The following is a 24255-nucleotide window of genomic DNA, read 5'->3' on the forward strand; positions in this document are numbered from 1 at the left end:
ACGACGAAATCTAAACGATTTCCGTCTTACTCTCTTCATTATTAGGCACCGTATTTAAAATGTATTATAATGTTGAGTGTTAAGGTAAGAAATGATGTTGAAAGAGAGTGAATGAAATGCAATCGGTGTTAATTCAGTCTGATATTCAAAGAGAATGGGTCAAAAAATTAGAATCGCAAAGAGAAATGTTTGAATCGTGCGCGCATCAAAATGATCAAACAGCGACATTTCCATATAAGAATATCCAATGGTTAATAGACAGTGGCTATACGCAGCTTACACTTCCAAAAGCGTATGGTGGAGGTGGCGCTACAATTGAAGATATGGTCATCCTTCAAACAGTGCTCGGTTCAATCGATGGGGCTACGGCGCTTTCTATCGGATGGCATATGGGATTAATTGGTGAGCTTTTCGAAAAACAAAGTTGGGATTCAAAGTTATTGAATCAACTGGCGGATGATGTTAAAAAGGGTGCCTTGATTAATAGGGCAGTGAGTGAAGCAGAGACAGGGAGTCCAACACGAGGCGGAAAGCCCATGACGTATGCGAAGCGTGAAAACGGACATTATGTCATTAATGGTGTAAAAACATTTACTTCTATGAGCCCGGCTTTAACACATATCCTTGTCGCGGCACACATTCCAGAACAAGACACAGTTGGTTTTTTCTTAGTGAAACAGAATGACAAAGGTGTAACAATTGCGAACAATTGGGATATGATGGGGATGCGGGCGACAGAAAGTCACGATTTAATTTTAGAAAATGTGCGTGTACCTCTTGAACATCTCGTAGAAGTAAAAGGCCAAGCATCACAATATCAAAATGGTTGGTTGTTGCATATTCCAAGTACTTATTTAGGTATTGCGCAAGCCGCAAGAGATTATGCTTTTATGTTTGCCAAAACATATCAGCCTAACAGTATTGATGGCGTGATTGCAGACTTGCCAGTTGTCCAACAAAACTTAGGAAAAATGGAGACAAAGTTACTAACAGCGAGACATATGTTATGGAGTACTGCGCGTGCATACCAACAAAACCCTACAGCACAATTCATTCAAAGCGAAACAAATGCAAGCAAAGTAGTTGTGATGAATGAAGGCATAGACGTGATTGATTTAGCTATGAGAATTGTAGGCGCGAAAAGTTTAGAAATGTCACGTCCTTTACAAAGGTATTATCGTGATATGAGAGCGGGACTGCATAATCCACCTATGGAGGATTTAGCTTTTAGCAAAATAGCCCAAGTTGGCATCGAAATGACAAAATCAAAATCGTGACTCACCTACGAAAGAGCGTATTTTTAATCTAGATGATTGAAAGATGAGGCTATGCTTTATATAATGAGACGAAAGATGATAGAGGGAGACTCGCATATGCGCTATTTATTAATAGCTGTCGGCATTACCTTCACATTGCTTGGGTTTGCAGGGGCGGTGTTACCATTATTACCGACCACACCATTTTTACTCGTTGCAGTAATATGCTTTGCAAAAAGTTCGAAGCGTTTTCACGATTGGCTCGTACAAACAAAGATTTATCAAGCATACGTTGAAGATTTTAAATTGTACCGCGGTTATACAATGAGAAAGAAAATTCAACTTTTAATCAGTCTTTATATCGTAGTAGGCTTTTCAATATGGGTGGTAGAAATACCTTTAATTAGAATTGGATTAATGCTAATGCTTCTACTTCAAACAGTAGTATTATTTACTTGGGTACGTACATTACCCAAAAGTCATGATATAAGGAAAAAACAATAAACTTTTTAGAAATTATAAACAGATTATGTCATAGAGATAAAATAAAAATGAAATACACTTATCAGGGCAGGACAACGAAATCAATAGATTTCTGTCCTGCATGATAAAAAAGAGCAATAAAGTTAAAGAGTACAGTAGCTGTCTGAATTGAAGATGCGCTTTGCAAGCTTCCTTCAATTCTAGACATCCTTGTGGGGGCAGGACAACGAAATCAATAGATTTCTGTCCTGCATGATAAAAAGAGCAATAAAGTTAAAGAGTACAGTAGTTGTCTGAATTGAAGATGCGCTTTGCAAGCTTCCTTCAATTCTAGACATCCTTGTGGGGGCAGGACAACGAAATCAATAGATTTCTGTCCTGCTCCCTTAAATTGCTCTGTGTAGATATGGTGTTGTACAATAGTGATGATTATTATGATTGGAGGCAGATTTCATGAAAAGATGGGTTTTACCTTTAGTGATTTTTGTAGTTGTTTTAGCTGCGTGTGGTCAAAATAATAGTAATGACGCATCACAATCTAATCAAAAAACATTAAATCTAAAAACAGCAGAGTGACAACAAAAAGTACAAATACCTAAAAAGCCAAAACGTATTGTAGTTTTAGCACCGACATATGCTGGAGGATTAAAGTTTTTAGATGCAAATATCGTCGGTGTTTCAAATCAAGTGGAACAAAGCCCCGTATTGAAAAAGCAACTTAAAGATGTTGAAAAAATAGGAACTGAGGACGTTGAAAAAGTTGCTTCTTTAAAGCCTGATTTAATCATTACATATAATACAGACAAAAATACTAAAAAGCTTGAAAAAATTGCACCAACTTTAGCGATAGATTATTCAAAGTATAATTATCTTGAGCAACAAGAACTCTTGGGAAAAATCATGAATAAAGAAAAAGAAGTTGCTGAGTGGAAAGCAAAGTGGGAAAAACAAACGGCAAATGATGGAAAAGTCATTAAGCAAAAAATAGGCGATGACGCGTCAGTATCTATCTTTGAAGGTTTTGATAAAAAGATTTACACGTATGGTAAAAACTGGGGTCATGGCGGTGAAGTGATATATCAAGCCTTTGGTTTAAAAATGCCTTCAGAATTAGAAAAAGCAACGAAAAAAGATGGCTGGAAAGAAATATCTAAGGAAGAGATTAGAAAAGTTGCTGGTGATTACATTGTTATGACTAAAGCACCAGATGCAGCATCACCAGAATTTTCTAAAACAGCGATGTGGTCGAATTTACCAGCTGTAAAAAATCATCAACTTATTGAAGTGGATGCCAATATTTATTGGTATAACGATCCGTATTCATTAGAAGTGATTCGCAAGGATTTAAAAGAACAATTTTTGAAATAAGGTAAAAAAGGATGGAACGAGACGCATGCGCTAGATGAGTGGCAAACGTTGTTGTTCCATCCTTTTTAATATGTTTGATTATTTTCTAACATAGTTACTTACTTTATGTTTTTCATAAATCGTTAAACCTGTAATGTCTTTGCGTCGAACAGGAATAATTAAACTTGCAACGTACGCTGCGATAAAGGCAACGAAAAATGCGATGATTGATATATAAAACGGAGAACCTGCGCCACCGATGCCTTGTAAGAAATAGCTCGTTACAACAGCGATGAGTAAACCTACAATAACACCTACACCATGCGTACGTTTAGTGAAAATACCTACTGCAAAAATACCAGCAAGTGGTACTCCGAAAAGACCAGTAATAAGTAAGAATAAATCCCACATATCGCTTGAATTAGACGCGATTAAGTAAAGTGATGCTAATAAACTGATCAATCCAACAACAATAGTGGATAATCGTGCGAAGCGTACTTCCGCTTTATCGCTTTGTTTGCCAAAAAAGCGTTGTTTAATATCAATCGATAGACATGCAGAAATAGAGTTTAAACTTGATGAAATCGTCGATTGTGCTGCCGCAAAAATAGCAGCGATTAATAGCCCCCCTACAAATGGAGGCATTTCTGTAAGAATGAAATATGGCACAATAGATGATGTATTAAAGTCTTTAGGTAATGACGTTTGATGTTCATAAAACGCATATAACGCCGTACCCATACCAAAGAAAATAGGTGCCGAAATGAGGGCTAAAATCCCATTGGTCCAGATCGATTGAGATGTTTCTTTCATGGATTCGGAAGCTTGGTAACGTTGTACAACGTCTTGGCTTGCTGTGTATTGTTGTAAGTTATTAAAAACACTTCCTAAAAAGATGATTGGAATTGCTGCCGCTGCCGCGCTGAATTTCCAGTTATCTGCACTAATAAATTTTTTGTTTGCAATGGCGTCGTGAGCGACTGTCGATAAACCACCATCGACTTGGACGACAGCCATTACAATGATAACAACCGCACCTCCAAGTAAAATAACCCCTTGAATAAAATCGCTCCATACAACGCCTTCAAATCCACCAAGAAATGTGTAAATAATACATAAAATACCTACTAAGCAAGCTACGAGATATGGATTAATATCTGAAACTGCTGTGATGGCAAGCGTTGGTAAATAAATAACAATAGCAATACGGCCGAGATGAAACAACACGAACAGTAAAGAACCGATGACGCAAACGGTTGGATTGAAACGCGCTTCTAAATATTCATATGCTGATGTAACATGTAATTTTTTAAAAAACGGAATATAAAAGTAAATGAGTAAAGGAATAATAGCTACGATAGCAATATTTCCTGCAATATACGACCAATCCGTCAGAAAAGACTTTTCAGGTGTCGACATAAATGTAATGGCACTTAATGTAGTAGCATAAATTGAAAATCCAACTACCCAAGCAGGTAAACGGCCGCTTGCTGTAAAGAAACTATCTGTATCTTTACCAGCGCGCTTCGTAAAATATGCCCCAATCGCAAGCATCAATAATAAATAAAGGATTAAAGCAATCCAATTCCACAATCCAAAACCAATGGTATTCATAATCAAAACCCCTCTCTATTGCGTTTAAAAACAATTGAAATCATCTATGACGCTGTGACGTTAGAAACTATAAGTTGTACTTTTGAATGAGTGACTTTAACTGTGGGCGTAAGGACTCGTCAAATGGATGGAATGGTGCTTTAGGTAAGCCAGTATTGATTCCTTTTTCGCCTAAAGCAGCTTTGAGTGTCGGATATAATCCCATATTTAGGACACTTTCAATAATATCGTTAGACTCTTTTTGTAACGCATAGGCTTTCTCAACATTACCTAAACGCGCTTCCTTAAAAATCGCTTGAGCACGCACACCGTTAATATTGTAAGTTGAACCAATTGCCCCATCTACACCTGAAATGGCCGCTTGTACTAACATTTCGTCAAATCCAGAGAAAATAAGCTTATCCGGAAATGCGTGACGTAAACGCTCAAGCAAGAAAAAGTCGGGTGCCGTGTATTTCACACCGATAATGTGTTCATTTTCAAACAATGTTTTGAATTGATCTATTGTGATATTAACGCCAGTTAAACCAGGAATAGAGTAAATAATCATATCGTTTTGTGTTGCTTCAATAATTTTGAAATAGTAATCACGAATTTCTTCAAATGTAAATGGATAGTAAAATGGCGTTACTGCGGATAATGCATCGTACCCAAGTTCAGTAGCATATTGTCCTAAAGCAATGGCTTCATTTAAATCAAGGGATCCAACTTGAGCAATTAACTTAATTTCATTTTGTGCTTCTTCTTTTGCGATGCGAAAAACGGTTTTTTTCTGTTCGGTATTCATTAAAAAATTTTCTCCAGAACTACCGTTTACATAGAGCCCGTCGAGTTGTTGCACATCAATAGCGTTTCGCACAATTTCTCGTAAGCCACTTTCAATAATTTGTCCATCTTTATCGAAAGGAACTAAAAGTGCGGCATATAAACCTTTTAATTCATGTTTCATAATGAACCTCCTAAATATGTTGAAATATTGGTCTGACCAATTTATACTTTAATTGTAAGCGCTGCCATAAGAATGGTCAATATATAATTTTATTGTCGAAAAAGTTGATATGATAAACTAAAGACGTTACGAAAGGGGATATCGTTGAAATGGAAACTGCATCCGGACGTCAAAGTTTAAAAGAAAAAATGGTAGAAAATATAAAAGCCTATATTTTGGAAGAGCATTTAAAAGTGGGGGATAAACTCCCAACTGAACGTAAGCTTGCCGAAGACTATCAAGTGAGTCGTTCAGTAGTGAGAGAGGCTTTAAGCTATCTAGAAAATACAGGGGTAACAGAAAGTGTTCAAGGAAAGGGCACGCTTGTGAAGGCTCAGGACATCACCTCTTTAATTGAAGGGTTTTTATTTAGTTTTCAAGTGTCACAAGGGAGCCTTAAAGATTTGATGATGTTACGTTTAACCTTTGAGCTAGCTGCGATTGATGTAATGGAACGTAATCAAACGGCTTTGGATACAATAGAGCGTGCGCTAGTTAATGATGCTTCTAGTTTTACTAGAGAAGACGATAAAGCTTTCCATCAAAGTATATTAGAAGCGGTAAATTCGCCGCTTTTTAAACAGATGAGTACAGTAGTACAAGCTTACTTTTATCAATCGCCTATCCAATCAACGATAGAAGATAATGAATTAAGTATTCATGACCATAATGCGATTTATAATGCATTAAAAGCGCAAAATTTTCCTAAAGCAAAAGAATTATTAACGCAACATTTATTGAGAGGTGCAACTTTTTATGACGAAAATCGCATTTGATATCGGAGGGACATTTTTAAAGTCAGCAATTATTGATGGGACTTTTAAGCTTAGAGGCTATGAAAAGCAACCGACACCTGAAAATTCACAATCTCCAATCGTAGATGAAGTTTTGAGAAGGGTAAAAAGATATGTAGAGACTTACGATTTAAAAAAAGTAAGTATTGGCATTTCAACAGCGGGTGCTGTCAATCGCAAAGAAGGTAAAATTGTGTACGCAAACGATAACATTTTGAATTATTCAGGAACAAATTTTAAACGTGCCTTAAAACCGTATACAACAAATGTCCATGTATATAATGATGTGGACGCCGCAATGTTAGGGGAACTGATTTCTCGAAAAGAACCTATTTGGAGTGCATTCTGTTTAACGTTAGGTACAGGGATTGGTGGAAGTTATTTTCATAAAGATATAGGGCTTTCACAAGGCGCAAGATGGCGTGCGAATCAAATTGGCAATTTACTGTACGATCCGATTTCAAAAACCAACTATGAACAACGTGCTTCAACGCAAGCATTAAAAAGTCTAATGAGAAAAAGCGGTCATGGACATGAAAATGTCGTACAACTTTTTGAAGAAGCGAAACAAAATACGAAAGCGCGTCAGTTACTTGAAACTTGGGGATATGAAGTGGCACGAGGTATTGCAGAAATTCAAATTATGTATGATCCTAAAGTCATCATTATTGGCGGAGGTATTTCTCAACAAGGACAAGCGCTATTAGATTATATTTGTCCCTATGTTCAAGTGTTTTTACCACCTCATTATGGAGGTGCCAAAATTGAAACGGCACGTTTACAAAATCACGCCGCGTTGGTTGGTGCGGTTTCAAAATTGTAAACACTATATAAAAAATGTTTACATTCGTGTATAATACGGTAATGGCGATAAAGTGAGCGATTTTATACCAGTTCATGAGAAAAGGAAAAATGGGAATAGTAAAGTATATACATTCCTATTACTCATTGCTTTTGACCTACTCACTTTGTATTTGAACGTCAAAAGCTTAAAGGGAGGAAATAAAGTGAAGTTACGTTTACTTGTTTATACAGCATTAATGGCTGCAATCATTGCCGTATTAGGATTAGTGCCACCCATACCGCTCAATTTTTTACCGGTACCTATTGTATTGCAAAACATTGGTGTTTTTTTAGCGGGAATGATATTAGGGCGAAAATACGGGGCACTTAGTGTAGTTATCTTTTTATTGTTAGTTTTATGCGGAGCCCCATTGTTAAGTGGTGGTCGTGGAGGCATTGGTGTACTGATGTCGCCAAGTGCAGGATTTCTTATTATGTACCCAGTAGTCGCATTTTTGATTGGTTGGGCGCGTGATCGTCAAATTGAATCATTAAATGTTTTTAAAGCTTTTACGATTATTACTATATTTGGGGTGCTTTTATTAGATACAGTTGGTGCCATTGTGATGGGCTTTATTGCGGAGATTCCGACGAAAAATGCACTTTATTCTTCTTTAGCATTTGTACCAGGTGATCTCATTAAAGCGATAATTGCATCATTTATTGCAATAGCATTAATTAAAAACCCAGTGACAGGACGGGCGTTAAAACAGACTCAATAAATCCAAAAAGGGGATGAGACAAGTGCATCATGTATCAATGAATGAGATTTATACAGATGGAAATAACGTCGAAACAACTGAGCGTTATACGCGTTACCTTACCCCTGAACAACCACTTAAATTTGATGCGAATAAATGGCGTTATCATTACATGCCAGATGTTTTAACATTTAAAGGGGATATGTTACATCAACAGCAACAACATCGCAATCAGAATTCGCAACACCTTAATTTTGAATTTCCGGTAGACGTACGTCCATCATCGGATATGTTGCGTATGTTGAGGGAGAACGGCTTTGAATTAGGGTGTGTAGAAATGTACGCCATTGAAGGTACTGAGCTTGCGCAGCTTACTGAAAAAGAGGTCGTATTAAAGCAAATTTCTGTAGCTCAAATAGAAGATTATTTTAAAATTTTTAATGAACTGAGCGCATCGTATGGTCAAGCATATATAGAAGAAGCAAACCACCATATTCAAAACGAGATTGCACATGGTCAAGGACAACTTGAATATTATGTTGCGTATGATGGCCATTGTCCAGTGGGGATTTTAAATTTAATCCAAGGTGAACAAACTTTAGAATTAGATGGTTTTGCGGTACATACTGACTACCAAAGAAAAGGATATGGCACACGGATTCAAGCGCAAGTAGGCAAGCTCGCTGGCAAGCGTACAGTAGTTTTAGTTGCAGATTCAGAAGATACGGCAAAAGAGATGTATATTAAGCAAGGCTATACGTATTTACATTATCGATACAGTGCCTTACTTGAATTGAAATAAGGAAGATGTTGGAATAGCAGCGTTTAGGATTTGAGCAATCCTTCGCTATGATTCCGCATCTTCCTTTTCATTTTTTTCGTTTACATTTATAATTCGATGCGCATGACTGTAAATGTTGAAGTGGCCTTCTCTAACAAAGCCAATCGCTGTAATATTTAAATCATTTGCGAGTTGTACCGCAAGTGTTGTCGGTGCAGATTTAGAAATAATCATCCCTACACCAATTTTAGCAGCTTTGATTAAAATTTCAGATGAAATTCTCCCACTAAAAATTAAAATTTTATTTCTAACAGCGATATCATTGTCAATACAGTAACCATATAATTTATCTAAAGCATTATGGCGTCCAATGTCCTGACGATGAATAAAAAAATGTTGCCCATCACTAATAGCAGCATTATGTAAGCCGCCAGTCGCTTGGAATGTAGCACTTTCATCTTGAAGTTGTTGCATCATCATTAAAATTTGTTCCGGATAAAGTTGTATGTTTGACATTGAAGTTTTCGCCATCGCAGCATCATTTTGAAAGTAAAATTCACGGCTTTTCCCACAACATGAGGCAACGAGCCTTTTCGTAGAAAGTTGAGTACGCTCATGTAACTGATACGTAATTTCAACATATGCAAATCCTTTACTATCATCTATATCCAGTTGCTTTAATTCTTGTCGCTTAAGAATAATGTCTTCCGACGCTAAAAAACCTAAGACCAATTCTTTTAAATTCGTAGGACTGCAAATGATCGTCGCAAATTCCTCACCATTAATCATTATCGTTAATGGGAATTCAGTTACGTAATCATCAAATGTGGTAAATAATGTATTATTCTCATAACGTATGATTTTTTGGTTGTAACGTATATCTCGATTCACTTCAAGCCCCCCTTATAGCTTTATATTTATTTTACGCTTAAAACTGAATTTATAAAACAGATTCGTTTTTTTAAGGAGAGATAAACTTTTTAATGAAATGTTGTGATAGGACGTGCGTAAAATGCAGTTTTGATAGATAATAATAGAAAGCGTTTTAATTTAACTTTTGAATGGGGGACACATCAGATGAAAAGATTATGGTTAGTGGGCGTGAGCTTAATTTTATTAATGGTAGTTATTGCCGGCTGTGGAAAAGATGATTCAAACTCATCTAAAAACAATCAACTGACGATTTCAGCGGCGGCAAGTCTTACAGATGTTACGAAAGCGTTAGAAAAAGAATTTAAAAAGTCATACCCTGATACGAAAATTGAATTTAACTATGGAGGATCTGGAGCTTTAAGACAACAGATTGAAAAAGGAGCACCTGCAGATGTATTGATGTCTGCGAATACAAAAGATGTGGATGCTTTAAAATCTCAAAATAAAGTAAAAGATACTTATGATTATGCACATAATAAATTGGTTTTAATTAAGCAAAAGGGTAAACCGGCAGAAGATTTAAAGCAATTGTCACAAGATGCGCATGTTGCTATCGGTGAGGTAAAATCTGTTCCAGCAGGAAAATATGCCAAAACGTATTTAGAATCTCAAGGATTATGGGAAAAAGTACAACCTCACATCGTCTATACTAAAGATGTACGAGAAGTGTTAAACTATGTAGACAAAGGAAATGCAAATTATGGCTTTGTCTATGAGACGGATTTGTTTGCTGGAGAGACTCAAAAATCAAACGTTGAAAAAGTAACATCGGTTCAATTAGATAAACCGATTACTTATCGCATGGGACGTATTTCAGATAGTCAAGAAAGTAAAGCATGGACAAAATTCATGAAAAGTAAAAAAGCAAAAGCAATTTTAAAAGATTATCATTTTGAAGTATAGGTGATACTATGGCTGATTTAACGCCGCTTTGGATTTCTCTGCGTGTGGCTATAATAAGCACGCTTATCGTAGTCGTTTTAAGTGTGTTATTGGCAAAAGTCTTATATCATAGGCAAAATACGTGTACGCGTCTGATCGAAAGCTTTGTGTTATTGCCTATCATTTTACCTCCAACAGTGTTAGGATTTTTACTACTCATTACTTTTTCTGTCGAAGGTCCATTAGGCCATCTCATCACGAAAGATTTAGGTATTCAAGTTGTTTTTTCTTTAGTAGGAGCAACGTTAGCTTCTGTTATTGTTAGCTTTCCGTTAATGTATCAACATACTGTTCAAGGCTTTCGAAATATTGATACACAAATGTTAAATGCTGCGCGTACGATGGGCGCTTCAGAAACTAAAATCTTTTTAAAGCTCATTTTACCTTTATCGAAACGTGCGTTGATTTCAGGGGCAATGTTGTCTTTTGCGCGTGCGATTGGAGAGTTTGGAGCGACGTTAATGGTGGCAGGTTATATACCAGGTCGTACGAACACGTTACCTTTAGAAATTTACTTTTTAGTACAACAAGGTCGAGAACATCAAGCTTGGCTTTGGGTACTTGTGTTAGTTGCATTTTCAATTACAGTGATTGGTACGATGAATATGCTTAATAAAGACGGTTATAGAGAGAGGGATTAGATGTTAAATGTACAATTAAAGCACCATATTAACGGGCATTTAATCCAATTACATTTGCATTCAGAGCATCCTAAAATTTATGCAATCGCAGGTGTTTCTGGTATGGGCAAAACAACGTTACTCAATATGATAGCGGGATTACGAACGCCAGAAGAAGGATACATTCAGCTAGGCGGAAGAACGCTTTTAGATACAAAGCAGCGTTGTAATCTGTTGCCACAAGCTAGAAATGTCGGGTATCTGTTTCAAGATTATCAACTCTTTCCACATATGACAGTACTTCAAAATATTAATTTTATGCATCCGGATCTGACACATGTAGAGACGTTATGTCGCGCTTTAAAAATAGAACATTTAAAACATATGTATCCAGAACGTTGTTCAGGCGGAGAAAAACAACGTATTGCATTGGCACGTGCATTGAGCCAAAAACCTGACTTGCTTTTATTGGATGAGCCATTTTCGAGTTTAGACGATGAAACCAAAGAAGAAAGTATCCAACTTATCAAATTTATTTATGATTTATGGCAAATTCCAATTATTTTTGTCACGCATTCGAAATATGAAGCAACGCAATTAGCAGATGAAGTAATTAGAATAAGTTCGTAAGTAGAGACAAGAGCAATGCTTATATTCATCGGAACACAGCATGTGAAATAAGAGGTGAGGACAACGATACGTTCTCACCTCTTATTTATAAGGAAGGCATATCTGTATATGAGCGTGGTGTTCGTTTGTGCTTGATGGGACACAAGTTATTTCTTTGAGACCTAAGTAAGATAACCGTATAATAGACATTATAGGATGATGTGAGAAAGGTAAACAATGATGCAAAATCGATATTCAAGACAAATTTTATTTCAAGAAATAGGCGCACAAGGTCAACGAAACATAAATCAAAAGACGGTATTGATTGTAGGGATGGGAGCTTTAGGGACACATCTCGCAGAAGGTCTTGTAAGAGCTGGCATTAAAAAGTTACGTATCATCGATCGTGATTATATCGAAACCTCTAATTTACAGCGTCAAACGCTATTTAATGAACAAGACGCTCAAAAAGCGGTTCCTAAAGTCATCGCTGCTGAACGTGCATTAAAACGTATTCGTGCTGATGTAGAAATTGAAGCGGTGATTGATCATGCTGATGTGCCCGTCCTTGCTCAGTTAATAGAAAATGTTGATGTGATTATGGATGCCACAGATAATTTTGAAACAAGAATGTTAATCAATGATATGGCGTATCAAAAAGGAATTCCTTGGATATACGGTGGCGTCGTGAGAAGTACTTATGTCGAGGCGCCTTTTATCCCTGGGCAAACGCCATGTTTTCAATGTTTAGTGCCTCAAATTCCATCGATGAACTTGACGTGCGATACAGTAGGGGTTATACAACCAGCTGTCACGATGACGACAAGTTTCCAGTTAAGGGATGCATTGAAAATACTCGCAGAGACGCCATTAACACCTAAATTAACTTACGGAGATATATGGGAAGGTACGCATTATACTTTTAGTTTTAATAAAGTGAAAAAATGTACATGTCCTACATGCGGTGACCATCCGAATTATCCCTCTTTAACACAACAACAATCTCATTTCGCTACACTTTGTGGGCGGGATACGGTGCAATATCAGCATTCAGAATTACAATTTGATGCGCTTTTATCATTTTTAAAGCGTCGAGGCATTGACTATAAGAGTAATGGCTATATCGTGCAATTTCAATTTGAACAACATCGTATCATTGGTTTTCAAAATGGACGGCTTTTAATTCATAATTTAAAAGATATCGATAAAGCACATAAGTTAATCAATCAATTATTTGGGTAAAAGGAGACGAACAATGCATACAAATGTAAATGTAGGTAGAGAGATTCGATGTGCCGTATTAACAGTATCTGATACGAGAACAAAAGAGACGGATAAAGGAGGGCAATTGGTTTTAACGTTATTAGGCGAATTGAATACAGAAGTTGCTTCAAATCACTATACGATTGTTAAAGATGATGAAGAAGCCATTAAAACACAAGTTTTAACATGGTTAGAAGAAGGCGTCGACGTTATTATTACAACAGGTGGTACAGGCATCGCTCAACGTGATTGTACTATTGAGGCTATTCAACCTTTATTACAAAAAGAAATTGAAGGCTTTGGGGAACTGTTTAGATATTTAAGTTATACAGAAGATGTAGGAAGTAGAGCCTTACTTTCACGAGCAGTCGGTGGAACAGTGGGACAGCAATTGATTTTTTGCCTTCCAGGTTCCACGGGTGCTGTGACATTAGGCATGAAAAAACTTATTATGCCAGAGTTAAATCATCTCGTACATGAGCTTAATAAGTAGCGTGGAGTGTTGATAAATCAATGACGATAGGATTGGAAATCAAATGCAAAACGCATATTTCGTTATCTCATATGTACAGCGTTTAATTACGTTGGAAGTCAGACTTTCCACCTGTTTTTTGAATTAAATATGTTTCACCGATGACCATCCCTTTATCAACTGCTTTACACATGTCATAAATCGTAAGTGCGGTTGCAGAAGCGGCGGTTAAGGCTTCCATTTCAACGCCAGTTTGACCAGTAGTAGATACTGTACTAGAGATGTGGAGTATGAATTGTTCCTTTTCTTCTGTCCATTCAAATTGGATATCGATGCCAGTTAAAGGCAGAGGATGACACATAGGAATAATGTTCGACGTATTTTTGGCAGCCATAATACCGGCAATTTGAGCGGTATTTAACACATTGCCTTTTTTAGCTGTGTTATTAATAATTTGATTGTAAATGGTAGCGTTAACTTGAATGCTTGAGTGGGCAATAGCGGTACGTTTTGTAATGTTTTTTTCTGAAACATCTACCATTTTAGCGTTACCTTGGGTATTAAGGTGAGTGAATTCTGACATGTTATACCTCCTTTATGAAATCAAGGATAGTATAGCACGAAATTATAAAAATGTTAGGAGTGTGCATCATGACATTAGAAAAAAGACAACCGATTCCAGTGAGTGAAGCCATACAGCGCTGTACCAATCAAGCGTTACGTTTATCTCAAACGACGGTGGATTTATATGAAGCGGAAGGATTTATTTTAGCTGAAGATATCGTAGCTACTTATGATATACCTAGGTTTAATAAATCACCTTATGATGGATTTGCGATTCGCAGTCAAGATAGTGAAGGGGCAAGTGGAGCGCAACGTCTTGCATTCAAAGTCATTGATCATATCGGTGCGGGGGCAGTTTCATCAGAAGTTTTAAGCGAAAGAGAAGCGGTGCGTATTATGACGGGGGCAGAGTTGCCTAAAGGTGCTGATGCTGTCGTAATGTTGGAGCAAACAGTTCAAACTGACGAAGGTTTTACATTGCGCAAAGCGTTTTCACAATATGAAAATGTTTCATTAAAAGGTGAAGAGACAAAGACAGAGGACGTTGTACTAAAAAAGGGACAACGTTTGAATGCTGGGGCTATAGCAGTTTTAGCAACATTTGGTTATCGCAATGTTCCAGTTTTTCAAAAGCCGTCTGTTGGTGTAATCGCAACAGGTAGTGAACTATTAGATGTAGAAGACCCGCTTGAACCTGGTAAAATACGAAATTCTAATGGTCCTATGATTCATGCACTCCTTAAAAAAGAAGGTATCGATTCAGAAATATATAAAATTCAGCAAGATGACTTTGAAAGTAGTTTAGCTGTTGTGCGCACCGCGATGGAACAACATGACATTGTTATTACAACCGGTGGTGTCTCTGTAGGTGATTTTGATTACTTGCCTGATATTTATCGTGCGTTAGATGCTAAAGTATTGTTTAATAAAGTAGCGATGCGGCCAGGTAGCGTCACAACCGTAGCTGTATCGGAACAAACCTTTTTATTTGGTTTGTCGGGTAATCCTTCTGCATGTTATACAGGTTTTGAACTCTTTGTTAAACCCTCTATTTACCGTATGATGGGGGCATTGAGATATTATCCAGCGCTAGTTCGAGCGATTTTAATGGAAGATTTCAAGAAAGCCAATCCATTTACGCGCTTTGTACGTGCCATAGCTACCTTCGACGGTCGAGCGACTACGGTCAAACCTTCAGGATTCAATAAATCAGGTGCCGTTGTTGCTATTGCGCATAGTAATGCAATGATGATACTACCTGGAGGCACACGTGGCTATTCTATGGGACATCAAGTTGACGTATTGTTAACTGAAACAGAATATTACCAACAGGACTTGTATTTATGATTTTACAAATTGTCGGATATAAAAATAGTGGTAAAACGACACTTGTTGCCCATGCTGTACAATTTTTTAAGGAACGAGGTTATCCCGTTGTTACGATTAAACATCACGGTCACATAGGAGAAGAAATCACTTTACCAGATGCGCGTTTGGATCATATGAAGCACTTTTATGCAGGTGCTGAACAAAGTATTGTACAAGGCCATGAAGTTATTGAGACAATACAGAAAAATGAGGGAATCACCTTAGAGACTTTAATAAAAGAGTGTGTTACCATTGAAAACAGTATTATTTTAGTTGAAGGATATAAGCATGCGCACTACGATAAGATGATTTTGTATCGAAATAAAGAAGAATTGCATGCATTAAGCCAACTATCACATGTGAAGTATAAGGTAAAGCGTGACGAACGCGCTATAGATTTTAATGTCGTTGATCAAATGCTTGCTACATGGTTATCAGAAGTAGAGGATGGATAAACTTGAAACAATTCGAAGTGACTACGAAGCCGATTAATCCAGATCAGTATCGTGAATGGACGCTAAATGAAAGACAAGGGGCTGTAGTGGTTTTTACTGGACATGTACGTGAATGGACGAAAGGTATTCGTACCGAATATTTGGAATATGAGGCTTATGTGCCTATGGCAGAAAAAAAGTTAGCACAAATTGGTGAAGAGATTAACCAAAAATGGCCAGGAACGATAACGGCCATTGCACATCGTATTGGAGCATTAAATATAAAGGATATCGCAGTGGTCATTAGTGTCTCATCACCACATCGTAAAGATGCTTATCGTGCGAATGAATACGCGATTGAACGCATTAAAGAAATCGTACCGATTTGGAAAAAAGAAATATGGGAAGATGGCGCTGAGTGGCAAGGCCATCAACGCGGATATTACGACGATGCAGTGAATAGAGGAGGTCAATCATGAAGATATTATATTTTGCTGAAATAAAAGAATTGGTTGATCGGCATGAAGACCAGTTTCATTTTGATTATGACATTTCTGTGGATGATTTAAAAACACATTTATATCAAACGTATCCAATGATACAAGGTAAAAAATTTCAAGTGGCTGTGAATGAAGAGTTTGTTCCATCTGATGAGATGATTAAACCGAATGATGTCGTTGCACTCATTCCTCCTGTAAGTGGGGGCTAAATGAAAGCCATTATTTTAGCTGGAGGCGAATCAAGGCGCTTCGGTACCCCAAAAGCATTCGCAAAAATACAAGGAGAATACTTCTTTGAAAAGATTTACCAGACACTTGTTTCTACTAATATGTTTAGCGACATCATTATTAGTACGAATGAAACATTAGCTGCACAGTTTGAAGGTTATCGTACAGTGGTTGACCACCCTGCGCATAAAAACAAAGGACCTTTGAGTGGCTTGTATTCGATTATGTCACAAGACGACAATGATTTTTACTTTGTAATATCTGTGGATACGCCAATGGTTACAGATAAAGCCATTAGCCAACTTTATCAATTCCTGATTTCTAATTTGATTGAAGAACAGTTAATCATTGCAGGTTATAAAGCCAATAACCGACCAATTCCGACAATCGCGTTTTACCATAAAGCAGCGCTACCTAAAATTGAGTCAGCGCTCAATAGTGATGATTATAGTATGCGTCACGTTTATCAGTCCGTTTCAACAGATTGGCTAGATGTGAACGACGTCGAGGGACCGTCGTATTGGCATCGGAATATTAATTTTCAGGAAGAACTCACATCTTTGGAAGCAGAAATAGAGTAATAAAATAACAAAGGGGGGGCGCAAAGGTGACTGAACAAATTTTAGATAAATTAGGACGGCCAATTAGAGATTTGCGCATTTCCGTAACTGATAGATGCAACTTTAGATGTGATTACTGTATGCCGAAAGAAATTTTTGGAGATGACTATGCTTTTTTACCGAAAAATCAGTTGCTCACATTTGAGGAAATGGTTCGAATTACGGCAATCTATGCCAAACTTGGTGTTAAAAAAGTGCGTATTACTGGTGGAGAACCTTTACTACGTAGAGATTTAGATCAACTTATTGCACAAATTGTACAAATTGAAGGCATTGAAGATATCGGACTGACAACGAATGGTTTATTATTAAAAAAACATGGTCAAAAATTGTATGAAGCAGGTTTGAGACGTATTAACGTAAGTTTAGATGCTATTGATAATACCATTTTTCAATCTATTAATAATCGAAATATTAAAGCATCCACGGTATTAGAACAAATTGATTATGCGATAGAGTTAGGCTTTCAAGTTAAAGTCAACGTAGTGATTCAAAAAGGCCTAAATGATAATCAAATTATTCCGATGCTAGATTACTTTAAAAATAAAGATGTTACGATTCGTTTTATTGAATTTATGGATGTAGGCAATGACAATGGATGGGATTTTTCAAAAGTGGTCACTAAAGCAGAAATGTTAGAGATAGTAAAAGCACATTTTGATATTGTACCAGTTCAACCACAATATTTTGGTGAAGTCGCACAGTACTATCGTCATAGTGGAGCTACGTCTAAATTTGGTTTGATAACGAGTGTTTCAGATTCTTTTTGTTCTACGTGTACACGTGCACGACTTTCTTCAGATGGCAAGTTTTACGGATGTCTTTTTAGCACTAGTGAAGGTTATGATATTCGAAAATTATTGCGAAGTGGTTTGAATGATGCAGCAATTGAGGCGAAAGTGAAGCAACTTTGGGAAGTACGTGAAGATCGCTATTCAGATGAACGCACAGCACAAACCGTTGAAAATAGAAGGAAAAAGAAAATCAATATGAATTATATTGGTGGATAAAATAAAGACTGTACCCTTTATATGGTTGTTATGTATCTATAATAATTAAGGCGCAAACTTCCGATTGCTACTTCGAGTCTCGCTTTCCCAGGCGCCTTACCTCAACTAATTTTGGCTTTTATAGTAGTTCAATAAGAAGCCAAAATTGATTTTCGGCTTCGGCTCTATGCCTCGGGAGTCTCGACTCGGTACGCAATCTATTTAAGCAATTTCACTATTGAAGAGTGGGGTTGCTTTTTTCTTTGGTCTTTTATACAGTCTGAAAATAGTGAAAATACAATTTCTGAAGTTATAAAAGTTGCGCTAGCCATATGAATTCTTTTAATCATTTTAACTTTTTGATTACTTCCTTTAATCGCACCATTGTTAAATTGAAGGGGTTCAATCGTATAAGTAATGATATTCTCATACTTTCTGTAGAAACGTAACACTATTCATAAGTTAGGACAAACTTCGTTTTTATAAACTGAATATAACGATGATATGAAGCTCAATGATCCCGAAACATTTTTAACACTGTTTGTGTATTCGGTTTGGATTCGTATGAAAGAGTACCAAAGATGACGTTGGATTTCTTACCTCTATTTTGGTTTGGTCACTTAAAATTATAGAGGCATTTGCGCAATTTTTGTACAAAAAAGCAGGATGACTTATGTCATCCCACAATAAAAAATGAAGAACCAAAATAAATTTACAGAGATGACGCGGTGAACGTCACCTCTGTTTTGTTTATTATAAATTATTTTGAAAAGTCAATTTGAGTTAATAGCGGATCATGGTCACTTGCACGTCCAGACATATCTGTGAAATCGCTATTCACATGAATCATGTCTAATTGCGCACGTGAAGCTAAATTTTTAGAAACAAAGATATGATCAAGTGTTTGTGCATTACCATGATAATTATAGGAATAACGTGATTTTGGAGGGACTTTATTAACAAGGTTAGTCATGCCATATTGTTCATAGGTTTTTAATGGTTTTGACCATTGGAAATCATTGTAATCACCAACGGAGATAATGTTAGCATTAGGGTTTTCGTTTTGTACTTGCTTTACAAATTCACCGACGGCTTTGGCCATTTGTACACGTTGTACTTCACTGCGAAGTTCTACAGGTTGTTTGCTACCAAAAAGTGCATCATCACCATTTTTAGAATTCCAGTGGTTCACAATCGCAATAATCGGTTTACCGTTAAATGTAAATTGAGCTACGAGCGGCTTTCTTGAATGGGTGAAGGCAGGGTTACTCGGATCAATACGTCCGGGATTATGTGTAAGCTTGCCGTTTTTGTAAGAAACGGCAGTTGTAGCATCACCAGGCTTAATTTCGTCATTAAATGTAACACGGTCTGCGCGATATAAGAAACCGACACGAATATTGGCGTTAGGCTGTCCACCGTCTTTGTTCATTTCAGGGTCGATGCTTTGATATTTGTATTCAGGTCCACCAGCAGCCTTAATTGCCTTAATTAAACGTTCGTAAGACTGATTTGCTTCTGGTCCGCCAGCCCCGCCACCATCGTTGTCTTGAACTTCCGTCACACCGATAATGTCTGGTTGTTTCATATGACTTACGATGCCTTTAGCTAATTTGTCTGCTTTATCGTTTGTCGTTGAATTTGTATTGTTAGAAAAATTTTCAAGATTATAAGACGCCATCGTTAATTTATTTTTTGACGGTGTAAACTTTGTGCCTACAGGTTGCGCATGTCCTTTGACATGGGCTTTTTTCATTGTGTCATAATCAATGTTTATTTTGTAATTTTGATAACCGTAGTTAACATAGCCAATGAGAGGGCCTTTAAATTGATCTCCAGTAGCGACATCAAACTGACGTGCTCGATGCTGGTCATCATATAATTTAAAAGGGATACGATTGCCATTCGCATTACGCGCTTTTAATAAAATACCACCATTTTCTGTTTCTTTTGTTACATTATTTTTGACCGTGAAAATGTCCCCATGCTCTTGAGGTCCAACACTTCTTACGTTATCTACTTGAACGCGCATACCTTCTAATGATTCCCAAAAATCTAACGCATAACGTTTAGGATCAAATGTGCCATCTGTAGAGGCGATTTTTGATGGAATACGGTTGATTTTAATAGGTTTAGGGAGAGGTTGATTAGACTTTATGACATCAATCTTCCCTTGCTTAGCATGTCGTGCGTCAATTTCAGTAATGGGTTGATCTGTTTTTTGTTTTTCTGGATAACCTTCAATTGCATATTCAGAAACTAAACCAGAGACTTCTATCGCATCGCCGACCTTCACTTGAGGTTGTTCTTTGCCTGTAAAGACGATAATCCCCTCAGAAGTTTTAGGGTTTTTATCAGCTAAATGATCTGGAGTTTGTAAATGGAAATAATGTTGACCATTAATTTTATATTGATAAGTTACAATGCCCCCAACTGCATGAACATGTTGATTCGCAAAATTGGACTGATATGTATCACCTTGAATATCATGAATTTGTACTTTGGAAGTCGTAGCTTCTACATCGGTAGGATGCGTGACAACCGCCGAAAAAATGATGCCTATTGAAAAGCATGGGGCTAAAAATCGCTTCATTAAATACACTCCTTTAAATAGATATTATTTTATTTAAGTATATCAGAATAAATTTTTTAAGTTGATGAAAATGATGTAAAAAATACGTAAAATTTTTAAAGTGTTTGAATATGAAGTGAGAAAAGAAAGAGAAAACGTGCTTTATAGAATGGCATAAACCACCTACATTGGCACGTTTAAATGACTAGCATCTTTATATTTTTGTGTATGTGTTAATACAAGATAGAAAAATAATAAGCAGTATTGAAGTTAATCAGTGTTGTTAAGTCAAAGTGTGATGATGAATCATTGCGTCATACAGTTGCTCTAAAATTGCGACTGTACGTGTATATTCTTCTTCTGAAAGATTCAATTTGTTAATGTGAAATTGTTGTAAGGTTTGAATTTGAGTTTTAAGTTGTTGGTGCACCGTGTGCCCTTCAGTTGAGAGCTGTAATAATTTTTCTCGTCGATCTTCACCAACTCTTGTAATAATCAAGCCACGCGCTTCGAGTGCTTTTAAAATTTTACGCGTCGTTGGTTTTTCAATAGAACGTCGTTTTGAAATTTGTACGAGGGTGGTGTCTGCATTTACTGCGATATCTTTCATGACTAACCATTGTGCAGGATACAGATCAAACTCGTCCAGTAAAGGTTGTACCATTTTAATATAAGGGCGATAAAGTTTCGTAAAGCTATCAAAAATTAAAGATGGTTCCACAGGCGTCTTCCTCTCGAATCATAAACTTTGAGTTTATTATATCATGCATTTTTTAAGGGCTTACGAATACTAATTGAAATTTAAGGAAAGTGTCAAGTTAAACAATCCACATGGCTTAGCTGAAGCTAATACTCAAAAATTTTGGTAAAATAAGACGTAATCTATTAAGTGAGGAGGGGCACATGTGGTAGAGATTGAGTTCGATCATATTATTCATTATGTTAAAGCATTAAACCATTTTGAATTTCCTGGGGAATATTTGAAGATTCAAAAAGGAGGAGCACATGAAAAGTTAGGAACATTCAATCGTTTAGTGCCTATTGATTTAAAGTATATTGAGTTAATCGATATTTTTGATAAAGGGAAAATGAAGCACCAATCGAAAACGCAAGAAGGAAAATATTCATTTGCAACATCTATTATGGAAAACGGTTATAAACAAGGCTTCAAAAAGATTTGTTTTCGCACATATGATATTCATTTACTCAAGTCTCAGTTCCAAGAAAGAGGGCTTGAAACAGTGGGGCCTATAAAGATGACGCGGTATAATCAAAAAGGTAATGTCGTTGAATGGCAACTGCTATACGTCAACAATCATGAATATGATGTCATGATGCCATTTTTTATTCAGTGGAATAAAGATGATGAAACACGAAGCGCAGATTTAGGAGATACGAGCCACACGCATCTGGATATTGACATGGTAGAATTCAAAACGCATCAACGCCAAACGATGGTATGTCGTTGGCAGAAATGGTTTGATATGAAAATCATTGAGGAGAATGAGAAACATACGATTTTACATAGCCCAGCCCAAAAAGTTAAATTTAAAATATCAGAAGGGCGTCAAGATATGATCGATACATTACACCTAGTTGATAGCACAATCAATGCGCCTGTGTTAATTAGAACACGCGGCGCGAACTATCAGTTTATCCCGAGCTATGAATAAACGACATTATACACATTGTGTATGAGCCAACCAACGTGTATGAATGCCAAAAACAACGCACCGATGGCAACGTAGCGCTGAGATTTTGATTGATGTAGTAAAAGCATGTAAATCGAAAGCACCGTAGTGAGTGCGACGAGTAGGATACGTAAGCTGAGATAGTCGATTTTTATGTTATAAATCATTGAAATCAGTAATACAATCAGATGAATGAATGTTAAAATAATTAAGACGATGTTTCGCATCAATAAGTCCTCCAATTTCCCCCAAGTATAACATACGAAACTTATCTGGGGTGAGTGGTTTATATATTACATTAAACAATAGCGTCTTAGCGGATTTAAAGGAGTCAGTATACATGAAATTAATGAATATTACAGATCAAGAACATGATACGTTTGTTAAAAATCATGCCAATGGAGATTTGCTCCAATTAACAAAATGGGGTGAAACTAAAAAACTTACAGGTTGGTATACGAAACGTATCGCTGTAGGAGAAAATGGAGAAGTGAAAGGTGTCGCTCAACTGCTTTTCAAGAAAATACCGTACACACCGTTCACGTTATGCTATGCTTCAAGAGGTTTTGTTGCTGATTATACGCAAATAGAAGTCGTTAAAGCATTACTCGCAGAAGCGATTAAAATTGCTAAACAAGAAAAGGCCTATACGATTAAAATTGACCCGGATGTTGAAGTTGACAAAGGAATGACAGTAGTTAAGGATTTAAAGGCGCTTGGGTTTAAACATAAAGGCTTTAAAGAAGGATTGTCAAAAGACTACATTCAACCTCGAATGACGATGATTACGCCTTTAGATCAAACGGATGAAGCATTGATAAAAAGTTTTGACAACCGCAATCGTTCAAAAGTACGTTTGGCGCTTAAGCGTGGTACGAAAGTTGAGCGTAAAGGACGTGAAGACTTAAAGATTTTTGCGGATTTAATGAAAGAAACTGGTGAACGTGATGGATTTTTAACACGCGATGTTTCTTATTTTGAAACTATTTACGATGCATTGCACGCCGACGGTGATGCAGAACTATTTCTTGTGAAATTAGAGCCTAAGCCGGTACTTGTAGATTTACGCAAAGAACGAGAAACATTAGACGAAGAAGAAACAAAACTCAAAGCAAAAAAACAAGACAAGAAAACGCTAAACAAAATTAATGACTTAAAAAATAAACAGCAAAAAACGGATGATTTGATTCGCGATTTAGAAGCGCTAGCACAAACACATCCTGAAGGTCGCTATTTATCAGGTGCGTTACTCATGTTTTCTGGACATAAGTCGTATTATTTATATGGCGCGTCTTCTAACGATTATCGTGATTTCTTACCAAATCATCATATGCAATTCAAAATGATGCAATATGCGCGTGAAAAAGGGGCGCAAACGTATGATTTTGGCGGTACAGACAACAACCCGGATAAAAGTTCTAGCCATTATGGTTTATGGACGTTTAAAAAAGCGTGGGGGACATATTTAAGTGAAAAAATTGGTGAGTTTGACTTTGTTTTAAATCCAATCGTATACAAAGCGATCGAACAATTTAAACCTCAACTAACAAAACTTAAAATTAAAATTGTACGTAAACTTAAAAGAGGATAAAACATTTTTGAAGAGCGATGAAGTGAATTTATTAAAAACAGCACTTTATCGC

The 24255-nt window shown here is 36.7% G+C and carries 26 protein-coding genes and 1 pseudogene; 20 read left to right on the forward strand and 7 right to left on the reverse strand.

All coding sequences use genetic code 11. The features are described 5' to 3' along the window. Positions 1 to 116 precede the first annotated feature (116 nt). The 3 genes and pseudogenes from LN051_RS02435 (at position 117) to LN051_RS02445 (ending at position 3107) form a co-directional block, all read left to right on the forward strand. Complete coding sequence (locus tag LN051_RS02435; RefSeq protein ID WP_229293039.1) at positions 117 to 1277, forward strand: acyl-CoA dehydrogenase family protein; 1161 nt, start codon at positions 117 to 119, stop codon at positions 1275 to 1277. Positions 1278 to 1373: 96 nt separating this feature from the next. Further along, positions 1374 to 1760 carry a YbaN family protein gene (locus LN051_RS02440; protein ID WP_229293040.1) on the forward strand — a complete coding sequence of 129 codons (387 nt, stop codon included), beginning with the start codon at positions 1374 to 1376 and terminating at the stop codon, positions 1758 to 1760. Positions 1761 to 2192: 432 nt separating this feature from the next. Continuing rightward, positions 2193 to 3107, forward strand: a pseudogene (locus LN051_RS02445) (ABC transporter substrate-binding protein). A 78-nt stretch (positions 3108 to 3185) separates the two neighbouring features. Here the strand turns inward: LN051_RS02445 and LN051_RS02450 are convergent. Next, positions 3186 to 4700, reverse strand: a complete 1515-nt coding sequence (locus tag LN051_RS02450) for a sodium:solute symporter family protein (RefSeq protein WP_229293041.1) — start codon at positions 4698 to 4700, stop codon at positions 3186 to 3188. A gap of 67 nt (positions 4701 to 4767) precedes the next feature. Further along, complete coding sequence (locus tag LN051_RS02455) at positions 4768 to 5649, reverse strand: N-acetylneuraminate lyase (protein ID WP_229293042.1); 882 nt, start codon at positions 5647 to 5649, stop codon at positions 4768 to 4770. 149 nt (positions 5650 to 5798) lie between these two features. Between LN051_RS02455 and LN051_RS02460 the strand changes: the two genes are divergently transcribed. The 4 genes from LN051_RS02460 to LN051_RS02475 all read left to right on the forward strand — a co-directional run bounded on the left by LN051_RS02460 (position 5799) and on the right by LN051_RS02475 (position 8828). Next, complete coding sequence (locus LN051_RS02460) at positions 5799 to 6464, forward strand: FadR/GntR family transcriptional regulator (RefSeq protein WP_229293043.1); 666 nt, start codon at positions 5799 to 5801, stop codon at positions 6462 to 6464. Then, positions 6445 to 7305 carry an ROK family protein gene (locus tag LN051_RS02465; RefSeq protein WP_229293044.1) on the forward strand — a complete coding sequence of 287 codons (861 nt, stop codon included), beginning with the start codon at positions 6445 to 6447 and terminating at the stop codon, positions 7303 to 7305. Before LN051_RS02460 ends, LN051_RS02465 begins: the two co-directional genes overlap by 20 nt. A gap of 184 nt (positions 7306 to 7489) precedes the next feature. After that, positions 7490 to 8047, forward strand: coding sequence for a biotin transporter BioY (locus LN051_RS02470; RefSeq protein WP_229293045.1), 558 nt, complete (start codon positions 7490 to 7492; stop codon positions 8045 to 8047). 13 nt (positions 8048 to 8060) lie between these two features. After that, on the forward strand, positions 8061 to 8828 hold the full coding sequence (locus LN051_RS02475) for a GNAT family N-acetyltransferase (RefSeq protein ID WP_229293046.1): 768 nt from the start codon (positions 8061 to 8063) through the stop codon (positions 8826 to 8828). Between the two features lie 45 nt (positions 8829 to 8873). Here LN051_RS02475 and fdhD read toward each other — a convergent pair whose 3' ends face one another. Further along, positions 8874 to 9698, reverse strand: coding sequence for a formate dehydrogenase accessory sulfurtransferase FdhD (fdhD, locus tag LN051_RS02480; protein ID WP_229293047.1), 825 nt, complete (start codon positions 9696 to 9698; stop codon positions 8874 to 8876). A 186-nt stretch (positions 9699 to 9884) separates the two neighbouring features. Between fdhD and modA the strand changes: the two genes are divergently transcribed. The 5 genes from modA to LN051_RS02505 all read left to right on the forward strand — a co-directional run bounded on the left by modA (position 9885) and on the right by LN051_RS02505 (position 13667). Beyond that, a complete protein-coding gene (modA, locus tag LN051_RS02485) occupies positions 9885 to 10643 on the forward strand; it encodes a molybdate ABC transporter substrate-binding protein (RefSeq protein ID WP_229293048.1) in 759 nt (252 codons plus the stop codon). An 8-nt stretch (positions 10644 to 10651) separates the two neighbouring features. After that, complete coding sequence (gene modB / locus LN051_RS02490) at positions 10652 to 11323, forward strand: molybdate ABC transporter permease subunit (protein WP_229293049.1); 672 nt, start codon at positions 10652 to 10654, stop codon at positions 11321 to 11323. Next, on the forward strand, positions 11324 to 11932 hold the full coding sequence (locus LN051_RS02495) for an ATP-binding cassette domain-containing protein (protein WP_229293050.1): 609 nt from the start codon (positions 11324 to 11326) through the stop codon (positions 11930 to 11932). A 216-nt stretch (positions 11933 to 12148) separates the two neighbouring features. Further along, on the forward strand, positions 12149 to 13153 hold the full coding sequence (locus tag LN051_RS02500) for a ThiF family adenylyltransferase (RefSeq protein WP_229293051.1): 1005 nt from the start codon (positions 12149 to 12151) through the stop codon (positions 13151 to 13153). Between the two features lie 13 nt (positions 13154 to 13166). Next, complete coding sequence (locus LN051_RS02505) at positions 13167 to 13667, forward strand: MogA/MoaB family molybdenum cofactor biosynthesis protein (RefSeq protein ID WP_229293052.1); 501 nt, start codon at positions 13167 to 13169, stop codon at positions 13665 to 13667. Between the two features lie 82 nt (positions 13668 to 13749). Here the strand turns inward: LN051_RS02505 and moaC are convergent, their stop codons facing one another. Continuing rightward, positions 13750 to 14229 (reverse strand): cyclic pyranopterin monophosphate synthase MoaC, encoded by a 480-nt coding sequence (gene moaC, locus LN051_RS02510; RefSeq protein ID WP_229293053.1) that lies wholly within the window; start codon positions 14227 to 14229, stop codon positions 13750 to 13752. Positions 14230 to 14297: 68 nt separating this feature from the next. Between moaC and LN051_RS02515 the strand changes: the two genes are divergently transcribed. The 6 genes from LN051_RS02515 to moaA are packed head-to-tail and all read left to right on the forward strand — an operon-like array spanning position 14298 to position 18370. Beyond that, positions 14298 to 15557, forward strand: a complete 1260-nt coding sequence (locus tag LN051_RS02515) for a molybdopterin molybdotransferase MoeA (RefSeq protein ID WP_229293054.1) — start codon at positions 14298 to 14300, stop codon at positions 15555 to 15557. Beyond that, on the forward strand, positions 15554 to 16033 hold the full coding sequence (gene mobB / locus LN051_RS02520; RefSeq protein WP_229293055.1) for a molybdopterin-guanine dinucleotide biosynthesis protein B: 480 nt from the start codon (positions 15554 to 15556) through the stop codon (positions 16031 to 16033). Before LN051_RS02515 ends, mobB begins: the two co-directional genes overlap by 4 nt. 2 nt (positions 16034 to 16035) lie before the next feature. Then, positions 16036 to 16491 carry a molybdenum cofactor biosynthesis protein MoaE gene (locus LN051_RS02525; RefSeq protein WP_229293056.1) on the forward strand — a complete coding sequence of 152 codons (456 nt, stop codon included), beginning with the start codon at positions 16036 to 16038 and terminating at the stop codon, positions 16489 to 16491. Beyond that, positions 16488 to 16721 carry a molybdopterin converting factor subunit 1 gene (moaD, locus tag LN051_RS02530; RefSeq protein WP_229293057.1) on the forward strand — a complete coding sequence of 78 codons (234 nt, stop codon included), beginning with the start codon at positions 16488 to 16490 and terminating at the stop codon, positions 16719 to 16721. The genes LN051_RS02525 and moaD overlap by 4 nt, the downstream gene beginning before the upstream one ends. Next, the gene (mobA, locus tag LN051_RS02535; RefSeq protein ID WP_229293058.1) at positions 16722 to 17321 is read left to right on the forward strand and encodes a molybdenum cofactor guanylyltransferase MobA; all 600 of its coding nucleotides are present in this window, start codon (positions 16722 to 16724) and stop codon (positions 17319 to 17321) included. It begins immediately after the preceding gene. A 26-nt stretch (positions 17322 to 17347) separates the two neighbouring features. Next, the gene (gene moaA, locus LN051_RS02540; protein WP_229293059.1) at positions 17348 to 18370 is read left to right on the forward strand and encodes a GTP 3',8-cyclase MoaA; all 1023 of its coding nucleotides are present in this window, start codon (positions 17348 to 17350) and stop codon (positions 18368 to 18370) included. A gap of 739 nt (positions 18371 to 19109) precedes the next feature. On the opposite strand, the gene LN051_RS02545 is transcribed toward moaA, so the two are convergent. Both LN051_RS02545 and LN051_RS02550 read right to left on the reverse strand, forming a co-directional pair. Beyond that, on the reverse strand, positions 19110 to 20942 hold the full coding sequence (locus tag LN051_RS02545; RefSeq protein WP_229293060.1) for an endonuclease/exonuclease/phosphatase family protein: 1833 nt from the start codon (positions 20940 to 20942) through the stop codon (positions 19110 to 19112). Positions 20943 to 21204: 262 nt separating this feature from the next. Continuing rightward, entirely contained in the window at positions 21205 to 21642 is a 438-nt protein-coding gene (locus LN051_RS02550) for a MarR family winged helix-turn-helix transcriptional regulator (RefSeq protein WP_229293061.1), read from the reverse strand. 184 nt (positions 21643 to 21826) lie between these two features. Between LN051_RS02550 and LN051_RS02555 the strand changes: the two genes are divergently transcribed. Then, positions 21827 to 22594 carry a VOC family protein gene (locus LN051_RS02555; RefSeq protein ID WP_229293062.1) on the forward strand — a complete coding sequence of 256 codons (768 nt, stop codon included), beginning with the start codon at positions 21827 to 21829 and terminating at the stop codon, positions 22592 to 22594. Here LN051_RS02555 and LN051_RS02560 read toward each other — a convergent pair. Continuing rightward, positions 22585 to 22839: a hypothetical protein gene (locus LN051_RS02560; RefSeq protein WP_229293063.1), complete on the reverse strand. Its 255-nt coding sequence runs from the start codon at positions 22837 to 22839 to the stop codon at positions 22585 to 22587. The genes LN051_RS02555 and LN051_RS02560 overlap by 10 nt on opposite strands. A gap of 113 nt (positions 22840 to 22952) precedes the next feature. Here LN051_RS02560 and LN051_RS02565 point away from each other — a divergent pair, with 113 nt between their 5' ends. After that, the gene (locus LN051_RS02565) at positions 22953 to 24203 is read left to right on the forward strand and encodes a lipid II:glycine glycyltransferase FemX (protein WP_229293064.1); all 1251 of its coding nucleotides are present in this window, start codon (positions 22953 to 22955) and stop codon (positions 24201 to 24203) included. The last annotated feature ends 52 nt before the right edge of the window (positions 24204 to 24255 follow it).

Origin of the sequence: Staphylococcus ratti (assembly GCF_020883535.1) — a bacterium.
Lineage (GTDB): Bacteria > Bacillota > Bacilli > Staphylococcales > Staphylococcaceae > Staphylococcus > Staphylococcus ratti.

Coding starts and splice junctions, on each gene's coding strand:
- LN051_RS02475 (WP_229293046.1), top strand. CDS start 8,061: ATGAGACAAGTGCATCATGTATCAATGAATGAGATTTATACAGATGGA.
- LN051_RS02565 (WP_229293064.1), top strand. CDS start 22,953: ATGAAATTAATGAATATTACAGATCAAGAACATGATACGTTTGTTAAA.
- moaD (WP_229293057.1), top strand. CDS start 16,488: ATGAAGATATTATATTTTGCTGAAATAAAAGAATTGGTTGATCGGCAT.
- LN051_RS02465 (WP_229293044.1), top strand. CDS start 6,445: ATGACGAAAATCGCATTTGATATCGGAGGGACATTTTTAAAGTCAGCA.
- moaC (WP_229293053.1), bottom strand. CDS start 14,229: ATGTCAGAATTCACTCACCTTAATACCCAAGGTAACGCTAAAATGGTA.
- LN051_RS02455 (WP_229293042.1), bottom strand. CDS start 5,649: ATGAAACATGAATTAAAAGGTTTATATGCCGCACTTTTAGTTCCTTTC.
- mobB (WP_229293055.1), top strand. CDS start 15,554: ATGATTTTACAAATTGTCGGATATAAAAATAGTGGTAAAACGACACTT.
- LN051_RS02435 (WP_229293039.1), top strand. CDS start 117: ATGCAATCGGTGTTAATTCAGTCTGATATTCAAAGAGAATGGGTCAAA.
- LN051_RS02560 (WP_229293063.1), bottom strand. CDS start 22,839: ATGCGAAACATCGTCTTAATTATTTTAACATTCATTCATCTGATTGTA.
- LN051_RS02515 (WP_229293054.1), top strand. CDS start 14,298: ATGACATTAGAAAAAAGACAACCGATTCCAGTGAGTGAAGCCATACAG.
- LN051_RS02505 (WP_229293052.1), top strand. CDS start 13,167: ATGCATACAAATGTAAATGTAGGTAGAGAGATTCGATGTGCCGTATTA.
- LN051_RS02545 (WP_229293060.1), bottom strand. CDS start 20,942: ATGAAGCGATTTTTAGCCCCATGCTTTTCAATAGGCATCATTTTTTCG.
- mobA (WP_229293058.1), top strand. CDS start 16,722: ATGAAAGCCATTATTTTAGCTGGAGGCGAATCAAGGCGCTTCGGTACC.
- modA (WP_229293048.1), top strand. CDS start 9,885: ATGAAAAGATTATGGTTAGTGGGCGTGAGCTTAATTTTATTAATGGTA.
- LN051_RS02500 (WP_229293051.1), top strand. CDS start 12,149: ATGATGCAAAATCGATATTCAAGACAAATTTTATTTCAAGAAATAGGC.
- LN051_RS02440 (WP_229293040.1), top strand. CDS start 1,374: ATGCGCTATTTATTAATAGCTGTCGGCATTACCTTCACATTGCTTGGG.
- LN051_RS02495 (WP_229293050.1), top strand. CDS start 11,324: ATGTTAAATGTACAATTAAAGCACCATATTAACGGGCATTTAATCCAA.
- modB (WP_229293049.1), top strand. CDS start 10,652: ATGGCTGATTTAACGCCGCTTTGGATTTCTCTGCGTGTGGCTATAATA.
- LN051_RS02450 (WP_229293041.1), bottom strand. CDS start 4,700: ATGAATACCATTGGTTTTGGATTGTGGAATTGGATTGCTTTAATCCTT.
- LN051_RS02460 (WP_229293043.1), top strand. CDS start 5,799: ATGGAAACTGCATCCGGACGTCAAAGTTTAAAAGAAAAAATGGTAGAA.